The organism is Hyphomonas sp. CACIAM 19H1, assembly GCF_003325995.1.
Classification (GTDB): domain Bacteria; phylum Pseudomonadota; class Alphaproteobacteria; order Caulobacterales; family Hyphomonadaceae; genus Hyphomonas; species Hyphomonas polymorpha.
In genome coordinates, this window is sequence record NZ_CP016437.1 from 2,565,933 (window position 1) to 2,581,909 (window position 15,977).

General features: G+C 63.1%; 10 protein-coding genes. 5 read left to right on the forward strand and 5 right to left on the reverse strand.

The genetic code is table 11. The features are described from left to right. Positions 1–83 precede the first annotated feature (83 nt). The 3 genes from BBF93_RS11920 to BBF93_RS11930 form a co-directional block, all read right to left on the reverse strand. Entirely contained in the window at positions 84–1,487 is a 1,404-nt protein-coding gene (locus tag BBF93_RS11920; RefSeq protein WP_114106046.1) for a TolC family protein, read from the reverse strand. After that, positions 1,484–4,690 (reverse strand): efflux RND transporter permease subunit, encoded by a 3,207-nt coding sequence (locus BBF93_RS11925; protein WP_114106047.1) that lies wholly within the window; start codon positions 4,688–4,690, stop codon positions 1,484–1,486. The genes BBF93_RS11920 and BBF93_RS11925 overlap by 4 nt, the downstream gene beginning before the upstream one ends. Positions 4,691–4,751: 61 nt before the next feature. Next, on the reverse strand, positions 4,752–5,945 hold the full coding sequence (locus BBF93_RS11930) for an efflux RND transporter periplasmic adaptor subunit (RefSeq protein ID WP_035596311.1): 1,194 nt from the start codon (positions 5,943–5,945) through the stop codon (positions 4,752–4,754). A 135-nt stretch (positions 5,946–6,080) separates the two neighbouring features. Between BBF93_RS11930 and BBF93_RS11935 the strand changes: the two genes are divergently transcribed. After that, positions 6,081–6,653, forward strand: a complete 573-nt coding sequence (locus BBF93_RS11935) for a TetR/AcrR family transcriptional regulator (RefSeq protein WP_035596313.1) — start codon at positions 6,081–6,083, stop codon at positions 6,651–6,653. A gap of 89 nt (positions 6,654–6,742) precedes the next feature. After that, positions 6,743–7,948: a hypothetical protein gene (locus BBF93_RS11940; protein WP_114106048.1), complete on the forward strand. Its 1,206-nt coding sequence runs from the start codon at positions 6,743–6,745 to the stop codon at positions 7,946–7,948. Between the two features lie 74 nt (positions 7,949–8,022). On the opposite strand, the gene katG is transcribed toward BBF93_RS11940, so the two are convergent. Then, positions 8,023–10,197 (reverse strand): catalase/peroxidase HPI, encoded by a 2,175-nt coding sequence (gene katG / locus BBF93_RS11945; protein WP_114106049.1) that lies wholly within the window; start codon positions 10,195–10,197, stop codon positions 8,023–8,025. Between the two features lie 575 nt (positions 10,198–10,772). Here katG and BBF93_RS11950 point away from each other — a divergent pair. The 3 genes from BBF93_RS11950 to BBF93_RS11960 are packed head-to-tail and all read left to right on the forward strand — an operon-like array spanning position 10,773 to position 14,813. Beyond that, the gene (locus BBF93_RS11950; RefSeq protein ID WP_114106050.1) at positions 10,773–13,022 is read left to right on the forward strand and encodes a catecholate siderophore receptor Fiu; all 2,250 of its coding nucleotides are present in this window, start codon (positions 10,773–10,775) and stop codon (positions 13,020–13,022) included. Positions 13,023–13,038: 16 nt separating this feature from the next. Further along, a complete protein-coding gene (locus BBF93_RS11955) occupies positions 13,039–13,719 on the forward strand; it encodes a Fe2+-dependent dioxygenase (RefSeq protein WP_114106051.1) in 681 nt (226 codons plus the stop codon). Then, positions 13,716–14,813 carry an alpha-hydroxy acid oxidase gene (locus BBF93_RS11960; protein WP_114106052.1) on the forward strand — a complete coding sequence of 366 codons (1,098 nt, stop codon included), beginning with the start codon at positions 13,716–13,718 and terminating at the stop codon, positions 14,811–14,813. The genes BBF93_RS11955 and BBF93_RS11960 overlap by 4 nt, the downstream gene beginning before the upstream one ends. Here BBF93_RS11960 and BBF93_RS11965 read toward each other — a convergent pair. Beyond that, positions 14,810–15,910: an NAD(P)-dependent alcohol dehydrogenase gene (locus BBF93_RS11965; RefSeq protein ID WP_114106053.1), complete on the reverse strand. Its 1,101-nt coding sequence runs from the start codon at positions 15,908–15,910 to the stop codon at positions 14,810–14,812. The two genes, BBF93_RS11960 and BBF93_RS11965, sit on opposite strands and share 4 nt — an antisense overlap. Between the last annotated feature and the right edge of the window lie 67 nt (positions 15,911–15,977).

Sequence of the window (15,977 nt, forward strand, 5' to 3'; positions counted from 1 at the left end):
CGGACAAATCCGGACACAAACGGACACGGCGCGGGACAGCTGGTGCCATCCCGCGCCGTGCTGGGCCACTGGTGGAGCCAGAGCTAGTCAGCCCAGCCGCCACCCATGGCCATAAAGACGTTGATCTCCGCGCTAGCCTTTGCCGCTTCCGATTGGACCAGCGAAGTGCGGGTTTCGATGAAGGTGCGCTCTGCATCGAGGACGCTGAGGAAGTTGGCCGAGCCGGCGCGGTAACGGGTGCGGGCAAGCTGGGCGGCTTCTTCGGACGCTGCGGCAGAAGCTTCCAGGGCGGTATAGCGCTCTTTCTCGGCAGCATAGTTGGTGAGGGCGACTTCGGCCTCTTCCAGCGCCGTGAGGAAGGTTTCGTCGAAATTGGCGAGGGCGATGTCCACGCCGGCCTCTGCCGATTTCAGGCGCGCGCGGGAAGCGGCCACGTTCGGGAAGTTCCAGCTGATCAGCGGGCCGATGCCGAAGCTGAGGCCGTCTTCCTTGAAGAGGTCACCTGTCCCGCCCAGCGACGCGGTGCTGACCGAGCCGCCGATGCTGACCGAGGGATAGAGATTTGCCGTGGCGATGCCCACACGGGCCGCCGCGCCGGCAAGCTGAAGTTCCGCCTGGCGCACATCCGGACGGCGCGCAAGGAGGGCTGCGCTTTCCCCGGTGGGGAGGAGCGAGACGAGCTGCGGCATGCTCTCGCACGCGGGGACCGCTTGACTCATCTCGCGCGGGGTCTGGCCAGTCAGGCGGGCCAGGCGGAACAAGGCGGCGTCACGTGCAGCGCGCACGGACGGAATATCGGCTTCGGCGCGGCGCAGCGCGGCCTCGGCCTGCACGACATCCAGGCGGATGCCGCGGCCGGCATCGAACAGCGTGCGCGTGAGACCCAGGGTCTCTTCCTGCAGGCCATAGTTCGACTCGGCTGTTTCAAGCTGGATATTGCCGGCGCAATAATCGATCCATGCGCGGGCGGTTTCACCGGCCACCATCAGCGAGGCCGCTTGATAGGCCGCCTCCGCAGCGGCGGCATCCTGGCGGGCCGCATCAATGCTGGCGCTTACCCGGCCGAAGATGTCGACCTCATAATTGGTCTGGAAGCCGAGGGAATAAACATCGGTCTCCACATCGCCCGGGGCAAAACTCGGATCGCGCGCATACTGACCACTGGCGGTGGCGGTGGTGGACGGAAGGAGGGCGGAGCGCGCCTCGGTGAGACCTGCGCGCACCTGCTCCAGATTTGCCGCCGCGCCGGCCAGGGTGCGGTTGTTGGCAAGCGCCGTCTGGACGAGGCTGTCCAGTTCCGGGCTGTTGTAGAGGCGCCACCAGTCTTTCGGCACAGCCGCATCGGTGACCCCGGCATTCTCCGCCGAGATCAACGCGCCTTCGACGCGGGGGGTGACAGTGCTGTCAGGGGCGGCCGGGGCCGTAGCGCAGGCCGCCAGGGCGAGCGCGGCAACACTGGTCAGGGTGGTGAGTTTGAAATGTGTCATGCCTGGCCTCCTTCGACCGGCGTGGGTGTGTGATCGTCATGGCTGCGGTTTGAGCCGGGGAGAATTTTCGAGATCATCCGTCCAATGACATAGAAGGCCGGGGTGAAGATCAGACCGAACACTGTCACCCCGATCATGCCGGAGAACACGGTGATACCGATCGACTGGCGCATCTCGGCCCCTGCCCCGGTGGCGAACGCCAGGGGCATAACGCCGAAGATGAAGGCGAAGGACGTCATCAGGATGGGGCGCAGACGCATCCGGGCACCGGAGACGGCGGCTTCCCGCGGTGTGAGGCCGTGGTTTTCTTCCTGCTGCTTGGCAAACTCGACCAGAAGGATCGCGTTCTTGGCCGCAAGCGCGACAAGGACGATGAGACCGACCTGGGCGAGAATGTCGTTGGCCATGCCGGCGATGTTGATGCCGATGGTGGCGGCAAGGATACACATCGGGACGATGAAGATAACCGCGAAGGGAAGCGTGAAGGCTTCATACTGGGCGGCCAGGACGAGGAAGACGAAGATAACGGCCATCACGAAGATCATCGTGCTGGAATTGCCGACCGCCTTCTCCTGATAGGCCATCTCGGTCCACTCATAGCTGACGCCTTCGGGAAGAACGTGAGCGGCGATCTCTTCCATCGCTTTCAGGGATTCACCGGTGGAGACGCCAGCCGGAGTCTGGCCGTTGAGTTCGATGGCCGGGAAGATGTTGTGGCGCACCATGCGGACCGGGCCGGAGCCATCGATGATCTGAGCCACAGCAGAGATCGGCACCATTTCACCGGTGGACGAGCGCACCTGGAACTGGCCGATGCTGGCGGCCGTTTCGCGGAACGGGGCATCTGCCTGCGCGGTGACGCGGAATGTGCGCCCGACGAAGTTGAAGTCGTTCACATAGGTGGAGCCGAGATTGGTGCCGAGGGTTGAATAGACGTCCCCCGGTTCCACGCCCAGGAGTTGGGCGCGGTCGCGGTCCACCTCCACCCGAACGGTGGGGGAGTTGGTGTCGAAGGTTGTGTAGACGCTGGTAACCCGCGGATCCTGCGCAGCGGCGCCCATCATGGCATAGGTTGCCTGCTGGAGCGCTGCGGTGCCGACACCGGCGCGGTCCTGGATCATCATCTTGAAGCCGCCGCCCTGCCCCATGCCCTGCACAGCTGGCGGGGCAATGATGAAGGCGTTGCCTTCGGGAAGCGCCGCCATGAAATGGCCGGTGAGGCGCTGGGAGATGGCAACGGCGGAGAGATCGTCGCGGCCTTTGCGCTCTTCAAAGTCTGCCAGGCGGATGAACATCGTGCCTGCATTGGACGCCGCCGAGAAGCTGGAGCCGTCCATGCCGACCATGGCGGCAACGCCCTGGACGCCTTCGGTTGCGCGCAGTTCTTCAACGACACGCCGCATCACGGTGTCGGTGCGCTCCAGCGACGCGCCGGCGGGCAGCTGGACAACGCCGATCAGGAAGCCCTGATCCTGCTCCGGAATGAAGCCCGTGGGCGTTGCCGTGAGACGCCAGCCGGTAGTTGCCAGAAGTGCGGCATACACGATCATCACGATCACCAGCATACGGACGAGTTTGGCGACGAACGACCCATATGCGTTCGACAGCCAGTCAAAACCGTTGTTAAAAGCGTTGCCGGCAAAGCGCAGAGGGGCGAGGATGGGGTTGCCCTTCTTGTGGCCGTGTTCTTCGTGCGGCTTCAGAAGCAGCGCGCAGAGGGCCGGCGACAGGGTGAGCGACACCAGCAGCGAGATGACCGCCGCCGAAGCGATGGCGACTGCGAATTGCTCGTAGAAGATGCCCGGAATGCCGCCCATGAACAGGGTGGGCACGAACACCGAAACTAGCACGAGGTTCATGGCAATCAGCGCGCCGCCCACCTCGTTCATCGAGGAAATGGCCGCCTGCATGGGGCTTTTGCCTTCGCGGATCGAGCGCTCGACATTCTCCACCACGACGATGGCGTCATCCACTACGATACCCACGGCAAGCACCAGCGCGAACAGGGACAGCGAGTTGATCGAATAGCCGAGCGCCAGCTGCACGGCGAACACGCCGATGATGGAGACCGGGATCGCGAGGATCGGGATCAGCGCCGCACGCCAGGTTTGCAGGAAGACGAGGATGACGATCATCACCAGGAACACCGCTTCGATCAGCGCATGTTCCACCGCCGACACAGAGGCCTCAACGAACTCTGTCGGGTTATAGGGGATCATGTATTCCAGGCCTTCGGGGAATTCCTGGCTCGCCAGTTCCATTTCCGCCAGCACATGCTCTGCGGTATCCAGCGCGTTGGAACCGGGAAGCTGGCTGACAGCCAGGCCAAGGCCGGGTTTCCCGTCGAAATAAGAACGCATCAGATAGGTTTCAGCGCCGATATCGACACGGGCCACATCGCGCAGGCGCACGACAGAACCATCCGCATCCCGCCGAATGACAACATCCCCGAACTCATCCGGCTCGATCAGGCGGCCGCGTATCTGAACCGGGATCTGGAACTCGGGCGCGCCCGTTTCGGCAAAGGGCGCCTGGCCGAGCGTACCGCCAGCAGCCTGGATGTTCTGGGCACGGAGGGCGGCGACAATGTCGCTGGAGGTGAGGTTCAGCGCGGCGGCGCGTTCCGGATTGATCCAGACGCGCATGGAATAGTTACCGCCGCCGAACACTTCGATGCCGCCAACCCCGTTGATCCGCAGCAAGCGGTCCTTGATGGTGGAGGCGGCATAATTGGCCACGTAATCCTGATCGAGCTGGCCGCCCGGCGAGACGAGCGCAACGAGCAGAAGGAAACCGGATGCCTGCTGGTTGACGGAAACGCCTGTCTGACGCACCTGTTCGGGCAAGCGCGGCTCCGCGCGGGAGACGCGGTTCTGGACCTGAACCTGAGCGGTATCGAGATCGGTTCCCGGCTCGAAGGTAATGGTCAGCATGACCATACCGTCGGCTGTGGACGAGGAGGTCATATAAATCATGCCCTCCACGCCGTTGATTTCCTGCTCCAGCGGCGCGGCAACCTGGTTAGCCACGTCTTCGGCCGATGCGCCGGGATAGGACGCGCTGACAACCACGGTGGGCGGGGCAATTTCAGGATACTGAGCAAGCGGAAGACGCGGGAACGCGAATGCGCCGAGCAGGGTGATCACAATCGAGATAACGGCCGCAAAAATGGGCCGCTTGATGAAAAAATGGGACAGGCGCATGGGTTCGTCTCTCTGGGAGGAAGAGAATGGAATAGGCTGACGGCCAGCAGGCCGCCGCGTGTCAGTTTGCGATGCGGCGGGCCGTCATGGCCGGACGGCTCTGGACGGTGACCGGGCCTTCGGGCGCGGTCTCATAGTCAAGCTGAACCGAAACGGGGTTGACTGTCGCGCCCGGACGGGCACGCAGCAGGCCGTTGACGATCACGCGATCATTCGCCTGGATACCCCCAGTGATGACCTGCATGTTGCCGCTGAGCGGACCCAGCTGGACCGGAACAGCCTCAACCTCGTTGCGCTCATTGACCAGGAACAGTGTTCGGCGTGTGCCATCGGTCTGGACGGCCGCTTGCGGCACCATCAGCGCGGCGTAAGGGGCCGAGCCGTTGATACGCACTTCGCCGGTCATGCCGGGGCGGATGAGCCCGTCTTCATTCTCGACCAGCGCGCGCACACGGATCGAGCCGGTGGTGTCGCCCATGCGGTTGTCCGCAAAGATGACTTCGCCCGGGCGCGTGAAGGTGGCCTCATCCTGCAGGCGGGCCTCTGCCTTCACGGCGCCTTCGGACTGTTCGGCGCGCATGTAGCGGAGATAGTCGGCCTCGGAGACGTTGAAAGTGAAGTAGAGTTCTTCGTCGCGCACGATGGTGGTGAGAATGTCGCCGGCCGAGTTGCCACCAGCGACGAGGTTGCCGGGGTCAACATTGCGGGCCGAGACGCGGCCATCGATGGGGGCTGTGACGCGCGTGAAGCTGAGATCGAGGCGGGCGGCCTCTACCCCGGCTTCCGCGGCGGCAACGCTGGCCTGCGCGCTGGCCAGGCTGGTGCGGTTGCGTTCGAGTTCCTCGACCGACACGGCGCCGGATTCAGCCAGCTTTTCGGAGCGTTCCAGATCCGACTGGGCCTGGCCGAGCTGCGCCTTGGCTTGAGCGAGCTGCGCTTCGGCCTGGGCGAGCGTCGCGCGGAACGGACGGTCATCGAGGGTGAACAGCAGGTCCCCTGCCTTGACGCGGGCACCATCTTCAAACGCCACCGATTTCACATAGCCGCTGACGCGGGCACGTACATCTACGCGTTCAACGGACTCGAAACGGCCGGTATAACCGTTCCAGTCAGCAACCTGGGAAGAAAGGGGGACGGCAACATCAACCTGCGGCGGGGGAGGACCGCCCTGTTCTTGTGCCTGGGGCGCGCTGCATGCCCCCACGACAAGTGCCGTTACCAGAACGGAAACGGTTGCAAAATGGCGCGAACGCATTCATTTTTCCTTCATAAACAAGGCGAAACGGTGGAGAAACGCCTGTAAGTCATCAGCTGTTGACCGCATATGACGTCGCGGGAAGCGTAAGTCAACAGGTGATGACAAATTAATTTTTGTGGGGTAGGAAAACGTATGAAATGTAGTCAGCCAATCCGGCGCCGGGACGCCGCCAGCACCAAAAACGCCATCCTCTGCGCGGCGCGAACCCTGTTTGCACGCGACAGCTACGAGAATGTCGGCATCCGTGAGATCGCCTCTCTGGCGGGGGCGGATGCGGCGCTGGTGTCGCGCTATTTCGGATCGAAGGAAGAGCTTTTCGCCGCCGTGATGAATTCGGGCGAGCGCGGCGTGGACGTGATCGGCAGCGAGTTGGAAGGCCTGCCAGAGCGAGTGGGCGAGCTGATGTTCGACCCGGAAGATGACGGCAAGCCTCTGGAGGATATCCTCGTCATGCTGCATTCGGGCAACTCCCCGATTGCCGGCCCGATTGTGCGCGCCTCAATCCACGAACGGTTTCATGGGCCCTTTGCCGAGGTGATCGGCGGGGAGCATGCCAAGGAGCGCTCACAGCTGTTTGGCGCAGTATTGCTTGGCACGTCGATCAGCCAGCATATTTCCGGCGACATGACGGATGATCCAGAGGTGCGCGAAAAGTTGAAGAAGCGGCTGACGGAGATCATCCGGCTGGCAATTTCGCCGTTCTGAACTCCCCCGTTTCAGGGGCTGGCGGCGCAAGCGATCCTGACTAACGGTGGAGCAGCCCCCTTCTGCCCTTCCGGAGCTGACAGACCGCCATGCTGACCGCCCTGCCCTGGATTGTCTTTGCCATCGGTCTTTTCTACACGCTTGGCGGGGTGGTGCTCATCCGGCGCATGGCGATGGACCGGCTGCTGGACCAGGCGATTGCCGCCATCACCCTGAAACGCGACCGCGTTGAGGAGACGGCAACCCGCCTGCTGACGATTGGCGGCTGGCTGACCTTGGCATCGGGATTGTCGCTGATGGCGCAGAGCCGGGCGGCGCTGGTGATCTTCCCCCTGAACATCGCGGCACAGGCCGGATACCTCCTCTGGGCCGCGCGCCACCGTCCCGTCACCGATGAGGCGGAGCGGCGCGGCCGGGTAGCGACGCGCAACGCGCTGTTGATCTATGTGGGCGTATTTGCCCTGGTACTGATGATGGAGCAGCAGAACCTATGGCGAATCTGGCTGGGCACGGGGATTGCCGGCCTGCTGGCTGATCTTGCCGCGATGGGCGCGCTGACGGCAGCATTCGTCTTTCTGCTGACAAATACCAGCAGCGGCCCCTCCAGCAGGAAGGGCAAAAACTATCCGGACTTTCTTGATCCGGAAGAGGATGAAGGGCCAGACTATGACCCCACCAAACCGCCGAGCTGCCTGCGTCTGGCGCCAGAATACCAGTGCTGGCCGCTATGGGATGACGAGACCTATACCAATATTGATCCGGAAAGCCTTGGCTTCAGCGCCGAGCTGATCGAGCGCATCCGGCGCTGGGACGAATTGTTCCAGAATGGCTACAAACCCGACGACCCGTTCAATTCAGGCTTTGCCAGCCTCGAAGAGGAACGTCTCTGGACGGATCAGGCACAGGAAATCTGGGGGGCCCTGCTGGAGGAATGGCAGGGGCCGGCTGTGAACAAGATTTCCCTGCTGCCTTATCTTTCCGCCGCAGCCCATGAGGGGCTTTCCCCTTATGACATGCCGGACGCCGAGCGCCTGCAGAAAATGGCGGACAATTGCCGCCTTCTGGAGGTGCGCGAGATGCTGGCGCGGCTGGACACGCTGGCGACGGAGCGGCAAGCCACCGAGGCGTGGGATGGCGATACGCAGGACGACATTGCCCGCGCACAGAAGTTTTACGCCATGGTGCTGGCCCGCGTGGCGCCGCACTACCGCGTAGACGTGGCGCAGGGGCTTGAGAGCCCGGAAGCGGAAACGCGCGCCTGGGTGCAGCTGGCGCTGGATGGGCAGGCGGGATAATCGTCCCCCGTTCGGGCAAATAAAAAGGGCGGCTCTCACGAACCGCCCTTCCTGTTTTTCAGTTCGCTGGCCGATCAGTGCAGATCGAACCGGTCTGCATTCATCACCTTGGTCCAGGCTGCCACGAAGTCCTTCACGAACTTCTCTTTCGCGTCGTCCTGGGCATAGACTTCGGCATAGGCGCGCAGGATGGAGTTCGAACCGAACACCAGGTCTGCGCGGGTTGCGGTGAACTTCACGGCGCCGGTCTTCCGGTCCACGATGTCATACGCATTCTTGCCTTTCGGCACCCAGCGATAGCCCATGTCGGTAAGGTGGACGAAGAAGTCATTCGTCAGCGCGCCAACCTTATCGGTGAACACGCCATGCGCCGTACCGCCATGGTTGGCGCCGAGGACACGCAGGCCGCCGAGGAGAACCGTCATCTCCGGGCCCGTGAGGCCGAGGAGCTGAGCCCGGTCGAGCAGCAGTTCTTCCGGCTTCACGGCATATTCCTTCGCCACCCAGTTGCGGAAGCCATCAGCGATGGGCTCCAGAACGGAGAAGGACGCTGCGTCGGTTTGTTCTGCCGTGGCATCGCCCCGGCCCGGCGCGAAAGGAACGGCGATAGTGAGACCGGCCGCCTTGATGGCCTTCTCGATACCAACATTCCCGGCAAGGACGATCACGTCTGCCACGCTGGCGCCTGTTTCCCGGGCAATCGGCTCGAGCACCGAAAGCACCTTCTGCAGGCGGGCGGGCTCGTTGCCTTCCCAATCCTTCTGCGGCGCGAGGCGGATGCGGGCACCGTTGGCGCCGCCGCGAAGGTCAGAGCCGCGGAAGGTGCGGGCGCTGTCCCAGGCGGTGGAGACCATTTCGGAGATCGACAGGCCAGAGGCTTCGATCTTCGCTTTGACGGCAGCCACATCGTAGGATGTGTTGCCGGCGGGAACCGGGTCTTGCCAGATCAGATCTTCCTTCGGCGCGTCGGGGCCGATGTAGCGGACGCGGGGGCCGAGGTCGCGGTGGGTCAGCTTGAACCAGGCGCGAGCGAAGCAGTCGTCGAAATAGGCCGGATCCGCCATGAACTTCTGACAGATGGCGTTGTAGGTCGGGTCCACCTTCATCGCCATATCGGCATCGGTCATCATCGGCATGACGCGCTTGGAAGAATCTGTCGGATCGACCGGCATGTCTTCTTCCTTGATGTTGATGGGGCGCCACTGGCTGGCACCGGCCGGCGACTTCGTCAGTTCCCAGTCATAACCGAACAGCAGCTTGAAGTAGCCCATGTCCCATTTGGTGGGATGGGTGGTCCAGGCGCCTTCGATGCCCGACGTGATGGCGTTCGTGGCCTTGCCGTCCATATGCGGGTTCAGCCAGCCGAAGCCCTGGGCTTCGAGGTCCGTGCCTTCCGGCGGCGGGCTGAGCTTGCTGGCGTCGCCATTGCCATGGGCCTTGCCGACGGTGTGACCACCGCAGGTGAGCGCGGCGGTTTCTTCGTCATTCATCGCCATGCGGGCAAAGGTTTCGCGAACCTGGGCCGCCGTCTTCAGCGGATCGGACTTGCCGTTGACACCTTCCGGGTTGACGTAGATGAGGCCCATCTGCACGGCAGCAAGCGGGTTTTCCATCGTCTCGGGCTGGTCGACATTTTCATAGCGCGAGTCAGACGGCGCGAGCCATTCCTTCTCTGCGCCCCAGTAAACGTCTTTCTCCGGCGCCCAGATATCTTCGCGGCCAAAGGAGAAGCCATAGGTTTTGAGGCCCATGCTTTCATACGCGATAGTGCCCGACAGCAGGATCAGGTCGGCCCAGGAGATCTTGTTGCCGTATTTCTTCTTGATCGGCCAAAGCAGGCGGCGAGCCTTGTCGAGGTTGCCGTTATCCGGCCAGGAGTTGAGCGGCGCAAAACGGATGTTGCCCGAGCCGCCACCGCCGCGGCCATCGGCCAGACGGTAGGACCCGGCGGAGTGCCAGGCGAGACGGATCATGAGACCGCCATAATGGCCATAGTCAGCCGGCCACCACTCCTGACTGTTGGTCATCAGGTCGTGCATGTCTTTCTTGAGGGCTTCAAAATCGAGCGTCTTGACCGCATCGCGATAGTTGAAGTCCTTACCAAGCGGGCTGACCTTCGTGTCGTGCTGGTGAAGAATGTCGAGGTTCAGCGTTTCCGGCCACCAGGCCGTGTTGGAATTGCCCGCAACCGTGATGGCGCCGTGCATGACGGGGCATTTGTCTTGGGGGGGCAGGTCGTTGCCGTCCATTGTTTCTCTCCTCGCGTGTGAATCTATCCGGAGAGAGTGCGTCAGGCGAAACTATTGATCCAATCAATTTTAAGCGGGCGACCTATAGAGTGAGCCTGTGGGAAGGTATCCAGATGTCCGGTAACTTCCTGGGGAGCTCGTTATTTCTGTCACTTTGACCCCGACAGCGCCGGTTAAGCGCCTTCGGGCCTCCTTGCTGCGCCCTCAGCACACCCAAACGAGAATGTGAAGCATTTGCAAGATTCATCTTGCAAACCATTCTCAATAGGCCTACCCGCTGTTCCGGGGTGATTTGGAGCCACTGAGTCCGCTGCGTGAAGCAGGGATCAGCCTTCTTTGCGCCCCCCAAGAGGAAAGAAACAGGAGAGGTTTTCCATCCGGCCCGATGGCCGTTCTCGGGAGGTTCTGCCCATTTCCGCCTGCGGCCCAACGAGCCGCATGGGACACCGGACCTCCCTGGCACGTTCATGGCCTGCCCTATCCCCGCGCTTTGCGGGCATTTTGACAGCCAACCTCGTCCGCGCCTGGCGCAAGCACCTGCGCCGCCCGGACGCCCCCACATTCTGGAGACGATAATGATACGCAGTCGCAAACATGGACTGACCACGAGCCTTGCCCTGATTGCCGCCCTGAGCGGCCCGCTCGCCGCCCATGCGGAAGCCGACGACGCCCGCAACACCGACCCGGAGAAACGCGAAGAGACGGTGGTTGTGGAGGGTGAAACCCTTTACATCGTGCCGCGCGTTTCCTCCCCGAAGCTGACCCAGGAACTGGTCAACACGCCCCAGACGATCAGCGTGATCTCTGGCCAGCTCATTGCCGACCAGGGCGCCGTCAGCCTCATGGAAGCGCTGCGCAACACGCCGGGCATCACGATGCAGCTGGGCGAGAACGGCAACACCTCCTCTGGCGATACCTTCACCATGCGGGGCTTCTCCTCGCAAAGCTCGATCTTCCAGGACGGGATCCGCGACCTGGGCGCCGTGACGCGCGACAGTTTCAACCTCGAACAAATTGAAGTGGCCAAGGGGCCAGCCGGCTCCGATATCGGCCGGGGCGCCTCTTCGGGCTATATCAACCAGGTTTCCAAAACGCCGCGTGCGGATGATTTCACGGCCCTCAATGCCGGGGCCACCACTGAGGGCGGCGTCCGCCTGACCGGCGACGCCAACAAGATGCTCGGCGAGACGACCGGCGTGCGCCTCAATGTGATGGTGCAGGACATGCCGGTGCCGGGCCGGGACGAAGTGACGAGCACCGGATACGGCATCGCGCCCTCCATCGCCTTCGGCATCGGCGCGGGTACGGAGTTCCAGCTGTTCGGCCAGCACATCGTTCAGGACAATGTGCCCGATGGCGGCATTCCCTCCATTGGCCTTGAAGGTTTCTATAACGCGAACGCGGACCTGCGCGCAGGCGCAGCAGTTGATCCTTCCAACTTCTATGGCAGCAGCGCCGACTATGAAGATGTGGAAGCCAACATGATCACTGCCAAGGTGATCCATGACCTTGGCGGCGGGTTGACGCTGACCAATACGTCCCGCTATGGTAAGACACAGATGGACCGTGTGCTGACGGGCATCAACGCCCTGTCTGCCCCTTCCTCTGATCCCGCCACCTGGACCGTCTCCCGCTCACGCCAGCGCGTGGACCAGACGAACGAAATCCTCGGCAACCAGACCATCCTCACCGGCAGCTTCACGACCGGCCGCCTGGTGCATGATTTCTCCACCGGCCTCGAGGCCCTGTATGAAAGCCAGAAGTCACTTTCCTTCTCGACCACCGGCCTGACCATTCCGGCCGCGCCGCTCTACAATCCCTCTGCCAATGTCAGCCTGGCCGTTCCCTACGCAACCGGCGCAGAAACCGATGGCAGCACCACGACATTGGCTGCCTTCCTGTTCGATACGGTGAAGCTGGACGAGAAATGGTTCTTCACCGCCGGACTGCGCGCGGAAAATTACGACATCGATTATGATGCCGTGTCGGTTTCCACCGCCACCTCGCACCCAGCTCTGCCGGTGGGCACGCTGGTGCCAACCTCAATCACCGCAGATGGCAGCCTCGTCAGCTGGAAGCTGGCCGCGCTCTACAAACCGCGCGAAAATGGCAGCGTCTATATCAGCTATGGCAACGCGCTGACCCCTCCGGGCGGAGCGAACTTCTCGCTGTCGTCTTCGGAATCCAGCATCAACAATCCGGCCTTCGATCCTCAGGAAACGGAGAGCCTGGAAGTTGGCACAAAATGGGATCTCTTCGGCGAACATCTCGCCGTATCGGCCGCCTATTATTCGACCACGAACAAGGATGAACTGGCGGTGCTCGATCCGGGATCGAACACCTATGAGCAGTTGGGCGAACGCAAGGTGGAAGGCATCGAGCTTTCCGCTGTCGGCAAGCTGACGCAGAACTGGCAGATCTCCGCCGGCCTGACGACGATGGATACCGAAGTGACCGAAGGCACGACCGGCAACAACACCCAGGGCGCAGCCGCGCGCTGGTCGCCGGATCTCTCTGCCACCGTCTGGAGCACCTACAAGCTGACCCCCGCCTTCACCTTCGGCGGCGGCGCCCGCTATACCGGTGAACAGAAGCGCGTGGTGAACCCGGCCACCGACATCTCGACCCAAAACGTTCCGGTGATCCCGGAAGCCTGGGTGGTGGACGCGATGGCCCGGTATGAGTTCAGCGAGCAGCTGGCCCTTCAGCTCAACGTGTATAACCTCTTCGATGAGGATTATATCTCGACACTGAATAATTCCGGCGCGCGTCTCACCCCCGGTCAGCCGCTCACGGCTTACCTGTCGCTGAACGTCCGATTCTGACGCAAGGAAGACGGCCATGCTCCTGCATATTCCAGATGTTCTGAACGGACAGGAGCTGGCCTTACTCCGCAACGCGCTCTCGGCGGCGGACTGGCGCGATGGCGCCGCCACCGCCGGGGCGCAAGCAGCGCGCGTGAAGCAAAACCTGCAACTGCCCGCTGATGCGCCCGAGGCAAAGCCGATGGGGGAGATCGTAAAGGCGGCGTTGTTGCGCCATCCGCTGTTCCAGTCTGCCGCCCTGCCGCACACCGTGCTGACGCCGCGTTTCAACCGCTATGAAGGCGGCGGGCATTATGGCAATCATGTCGACAGCGCCCTCCATACCGACCCTTATACCGGCATCAGTGTACGCACGGATGCTTCCACCACGGTTTTTCTCAATTCCCCCGATGAGTATGATGGCGGCGAACTGATCGTTGAAGATACTTACGGCGTTCATGAGGTGAAGCTGCCCGCCGGCGACGCCATCCTTTACCCCTCCACCAGCCTGCACCGCGTGGAGCCTGTCACGCGCGGCGCGCGGCTGGCTTCTTTCCTCTGGACGCAGAGCCGCGTGCGCGATGATGCGCGCCGGGGCATGCTGTTCCAGCTGGACATGACCATTCTTTCCCTTCGGAGCAAGATTTCCGATGCACCTGAAGTGGTGGCACTGACCGGCCATTATCATAACCTCCTGCGCCAATGGGCGGAGGCATGACCCGCGCCGCTGCCCCTCTCCCGGCCATCCCGCCGGATATCGTCAGCGCTGGTGATTATGAGCGGTATGCGGAGAAAATGCTCGACCCGCGCATCTTGGCCTATCTGGCCGGCGGAGCGGGCGACGAGATTACGTTGCGCGCCAATACCCAGGCGCTGGAAGCGCTGACACTGATCCCGCGCGTTCTGGCCGATGTGGCTGGCGGGCATACGCGCCTGACGCTGGCAGGCGAGGCCCTTTCCCATCCCTTCATCCTGGCGCCTGTCGGTTGGCAGAAGCTGTTTCATCCGCAGGGGGAGCTTGCCAGCGCCCAGGCCAGCGCCGTGATGCAGACGCCATTTGCCGTTTCCTGCATGGCAACGGAGACGATAGAGGCTGTCGCCGGACAAGGCGGACCGGTCTGGTTTCAGATTTACATGCAACCGGCCCGCGCGGACACCGAAGCGCTGGTGCGCCGGGCCGAAGCCGCCGGCTGCCGCGCGCTACTGGTAACGGTCGATGCGCCGATCGGCGGCATCCGCAACCGGGCACAGCGCGCCGGCTTTGCCCTGCCGCCCGGAATGGTGGCCGCCAATCTACCACCGGAAACGGCCCCGCCCGCGCTGAAATCCGGCGAGAGCGCCGTGTTCGACGCCATGATGCGTGCGGCGCCGGGCTGGGCAGACATCGCGTGGCTGACAGGGGTGACCCGGCTACCGGTGTTCGTAAAAGGTATTCTGCACCCGGATGATGCTACCCGCGCGGTGGATGCCGGGGCAGCAGGCGTGGTGGTGTCCAATCATGGCGGGCGCGTGCTGGACGGCGCGCCTGCCGCGATTGCCGCCCTGCCCGCAATTGCCGCGCGCCTGAACGGGACCACGCCCATCCTCTTTGACAGCGGCGTTCGGCGCGGCAGCGACGCCTTCAAGGCCATCGCGCTGGGCGCGGACGCCGTGATGATCGGCCGGCCCTATATCTGGGCGCTTAGCGTCGCGGGCGCGTTGGGCGTGGCGCACCTCATTCGCACGCTGCGCGAGGAGCTGGAAATCACCATGGCGCTGATGGGCTGCCGGACGCTGGCGGACATCCGCCAGTCCGATGTGCGCCGTCCTTAGGGAATCAGGACAGCCTTGACGCACTCGCCATGATGCTGTGCGGCGATGGCCTCGTTGATCTCGCTGAGACGATAGGTCTTCACCAGCTTGTCGAACGGCAAACGGCCTGCCTTGAAGTGTCCGATCAGTTCCGGGATGAATTCATCGGGATCCGAATCGCCCTCGATGATGCCTTTTACGGCCTGACCAAACGTCATCACCGTATTCACATCGCCGGGCATCGGCGTGCCCGGCGCGCTGACGCCGACCAGGCCGAGGGTGGCCTTCGAGCCAAGGCAGGCAAGCGCAGCGGCCTGAACTGCAGGGATGCCGGTTGTGTCCAGCGCGTTGTCCACGCCCATCGGCGCAATCGCGCGCACAGCGGCAGGAACATCCGCTGTGGCGGTGGGATCGATGCAATGCGTGGCGCCCAACTCCTTCGCCAGCTGGCGGCGCGACTCCATCGGCTCCACCAGAATAATGGTGGCGCAGCCCTGGATCTTCGCCCCCATCACGGCGCTGAGGCCCACCGATCCGCCCCCGGTGACAAGGAAGGCAGAGCCCTGCTTCGCGGCGAGCGAGCGCATCACGGCGCCGGCCCCCGTCTGGATGCCGCAGCCGAGCGGACCCATGATCTCTACCGGGAGGGAGGGGTCGACCTTCACGACATTGCGTTCATAGGTGATGGCATGGCCGGCAAAGGTGGACTGGCCAAAGAAGTTTGACGAGACAGGACCGGCTTCGTTGCTGATCGCCGAAGTGCCATCTGTGCGCCGGCCGGTATAGTTGAGCAGCGGCATGGTGCGGCAGTAGGCGGCGTCGCCCGTCTCGCACCGGTCACACGCGCCGCAGGAGCGGAAGGTGATGAGCACGCTGTCGCCCGGCTTCACCTTGGTGACGTCCGCGCCCACCGCTTCCACCACACCGGAGCCTTCATGGCCGAACACTGCCGGAAAGGGATAAGGCGCCGCGCCGGAGCTGAACACCAGATCGGTATGGCAAAGGCCCACACCGAGCACGCGAACCAGAATCTCATCGGGGCGTGGCGCCTCGATTTCCACGGTTTCATACTTGAAACCGGGCTGTCCGGTATAGGCGACGGCTGCCTGGGTTTTCATCTTTCTCTCCGGTGACTGGCTGGCCCTGACGCTATAAGCGCGCCGGATGACCGTCAACCGGCGCACC

Excerpts from the sequence above, each read along its gene's own strand:
- BBF93_RS11935 (WP_035596313.1), top strand. The coding sequence starts at position 6,081 with ATGAAATGTAGTCAGCCAATCCGGCGCCGGGACGCCGCCAGCACCAAA.
- BBF93_RS11930 (WP_035596311.1), bottom strand. The coding sequence starts at position 5,945 with ATGCGTTCGCGCCATTTTGCAACCGTTTCCGTTCTGGTAACGGCACTT.
- BBF93_RS11960 (WP_114106052.1), top strand. The coding sequence starts at position 13,716 with ATGACCCGCGCCGCTGCCCCTCTCCCGGCCATCCCGCCGGATATCGTC.
- katG (WP_114106049.1), bottom strand. The coding sequence starts at position 10,197 with ATGGACGGCAACGACCTGCCCCCCCAAGACAAATGCCCCGTCATGCAC.
- BBF93_RS11940 (WP_114106048.1), top strand. The coding sequence starts at position 6,743 with ATGCTGACCGCCCTGCCCTGGATTGTCTTTGCCATCGGTCTTTTCTAC.
- BBF93_RS11925 (WP_114106047.1), bottom strand. The coding sequence starts at position 4,690 with ATGCGCCTGTCCCATTTTTTCATCAAGCGGCCCATTTTTGCGGCCGTT.
- BBF93_RS11955 (WP_114106051.1), top strand. The coding sequence starts at position 13,039 with ATGCTCCTGCATATTCCAGATGTTCTGAACGGACAGGAGCTGGCCTTA.
- BBF93_RS11950 (WP_114106050.1), top strand. The coding sequence starts at position 10,773 with ATGATACGCAGTCGCAAACATGGACTGACCACGAGCCTTGCCCTGATT.
- BBF93_RS11965 (WP_114106053.1), bottom strand. The coding sequence starts at position 15,910 with ATGAAAACCCAGGCAGCCGTCGCCTATACCGGACAGCCCGGTTTCAAG.
- BBF93_RS11920 (WP_114106046.1), bottom strand. The coding sequence starts at position 1,487 with ATGACACATTTCAAACTCACCACCCTGACCAGTGTTGCCGCGCTCGCC.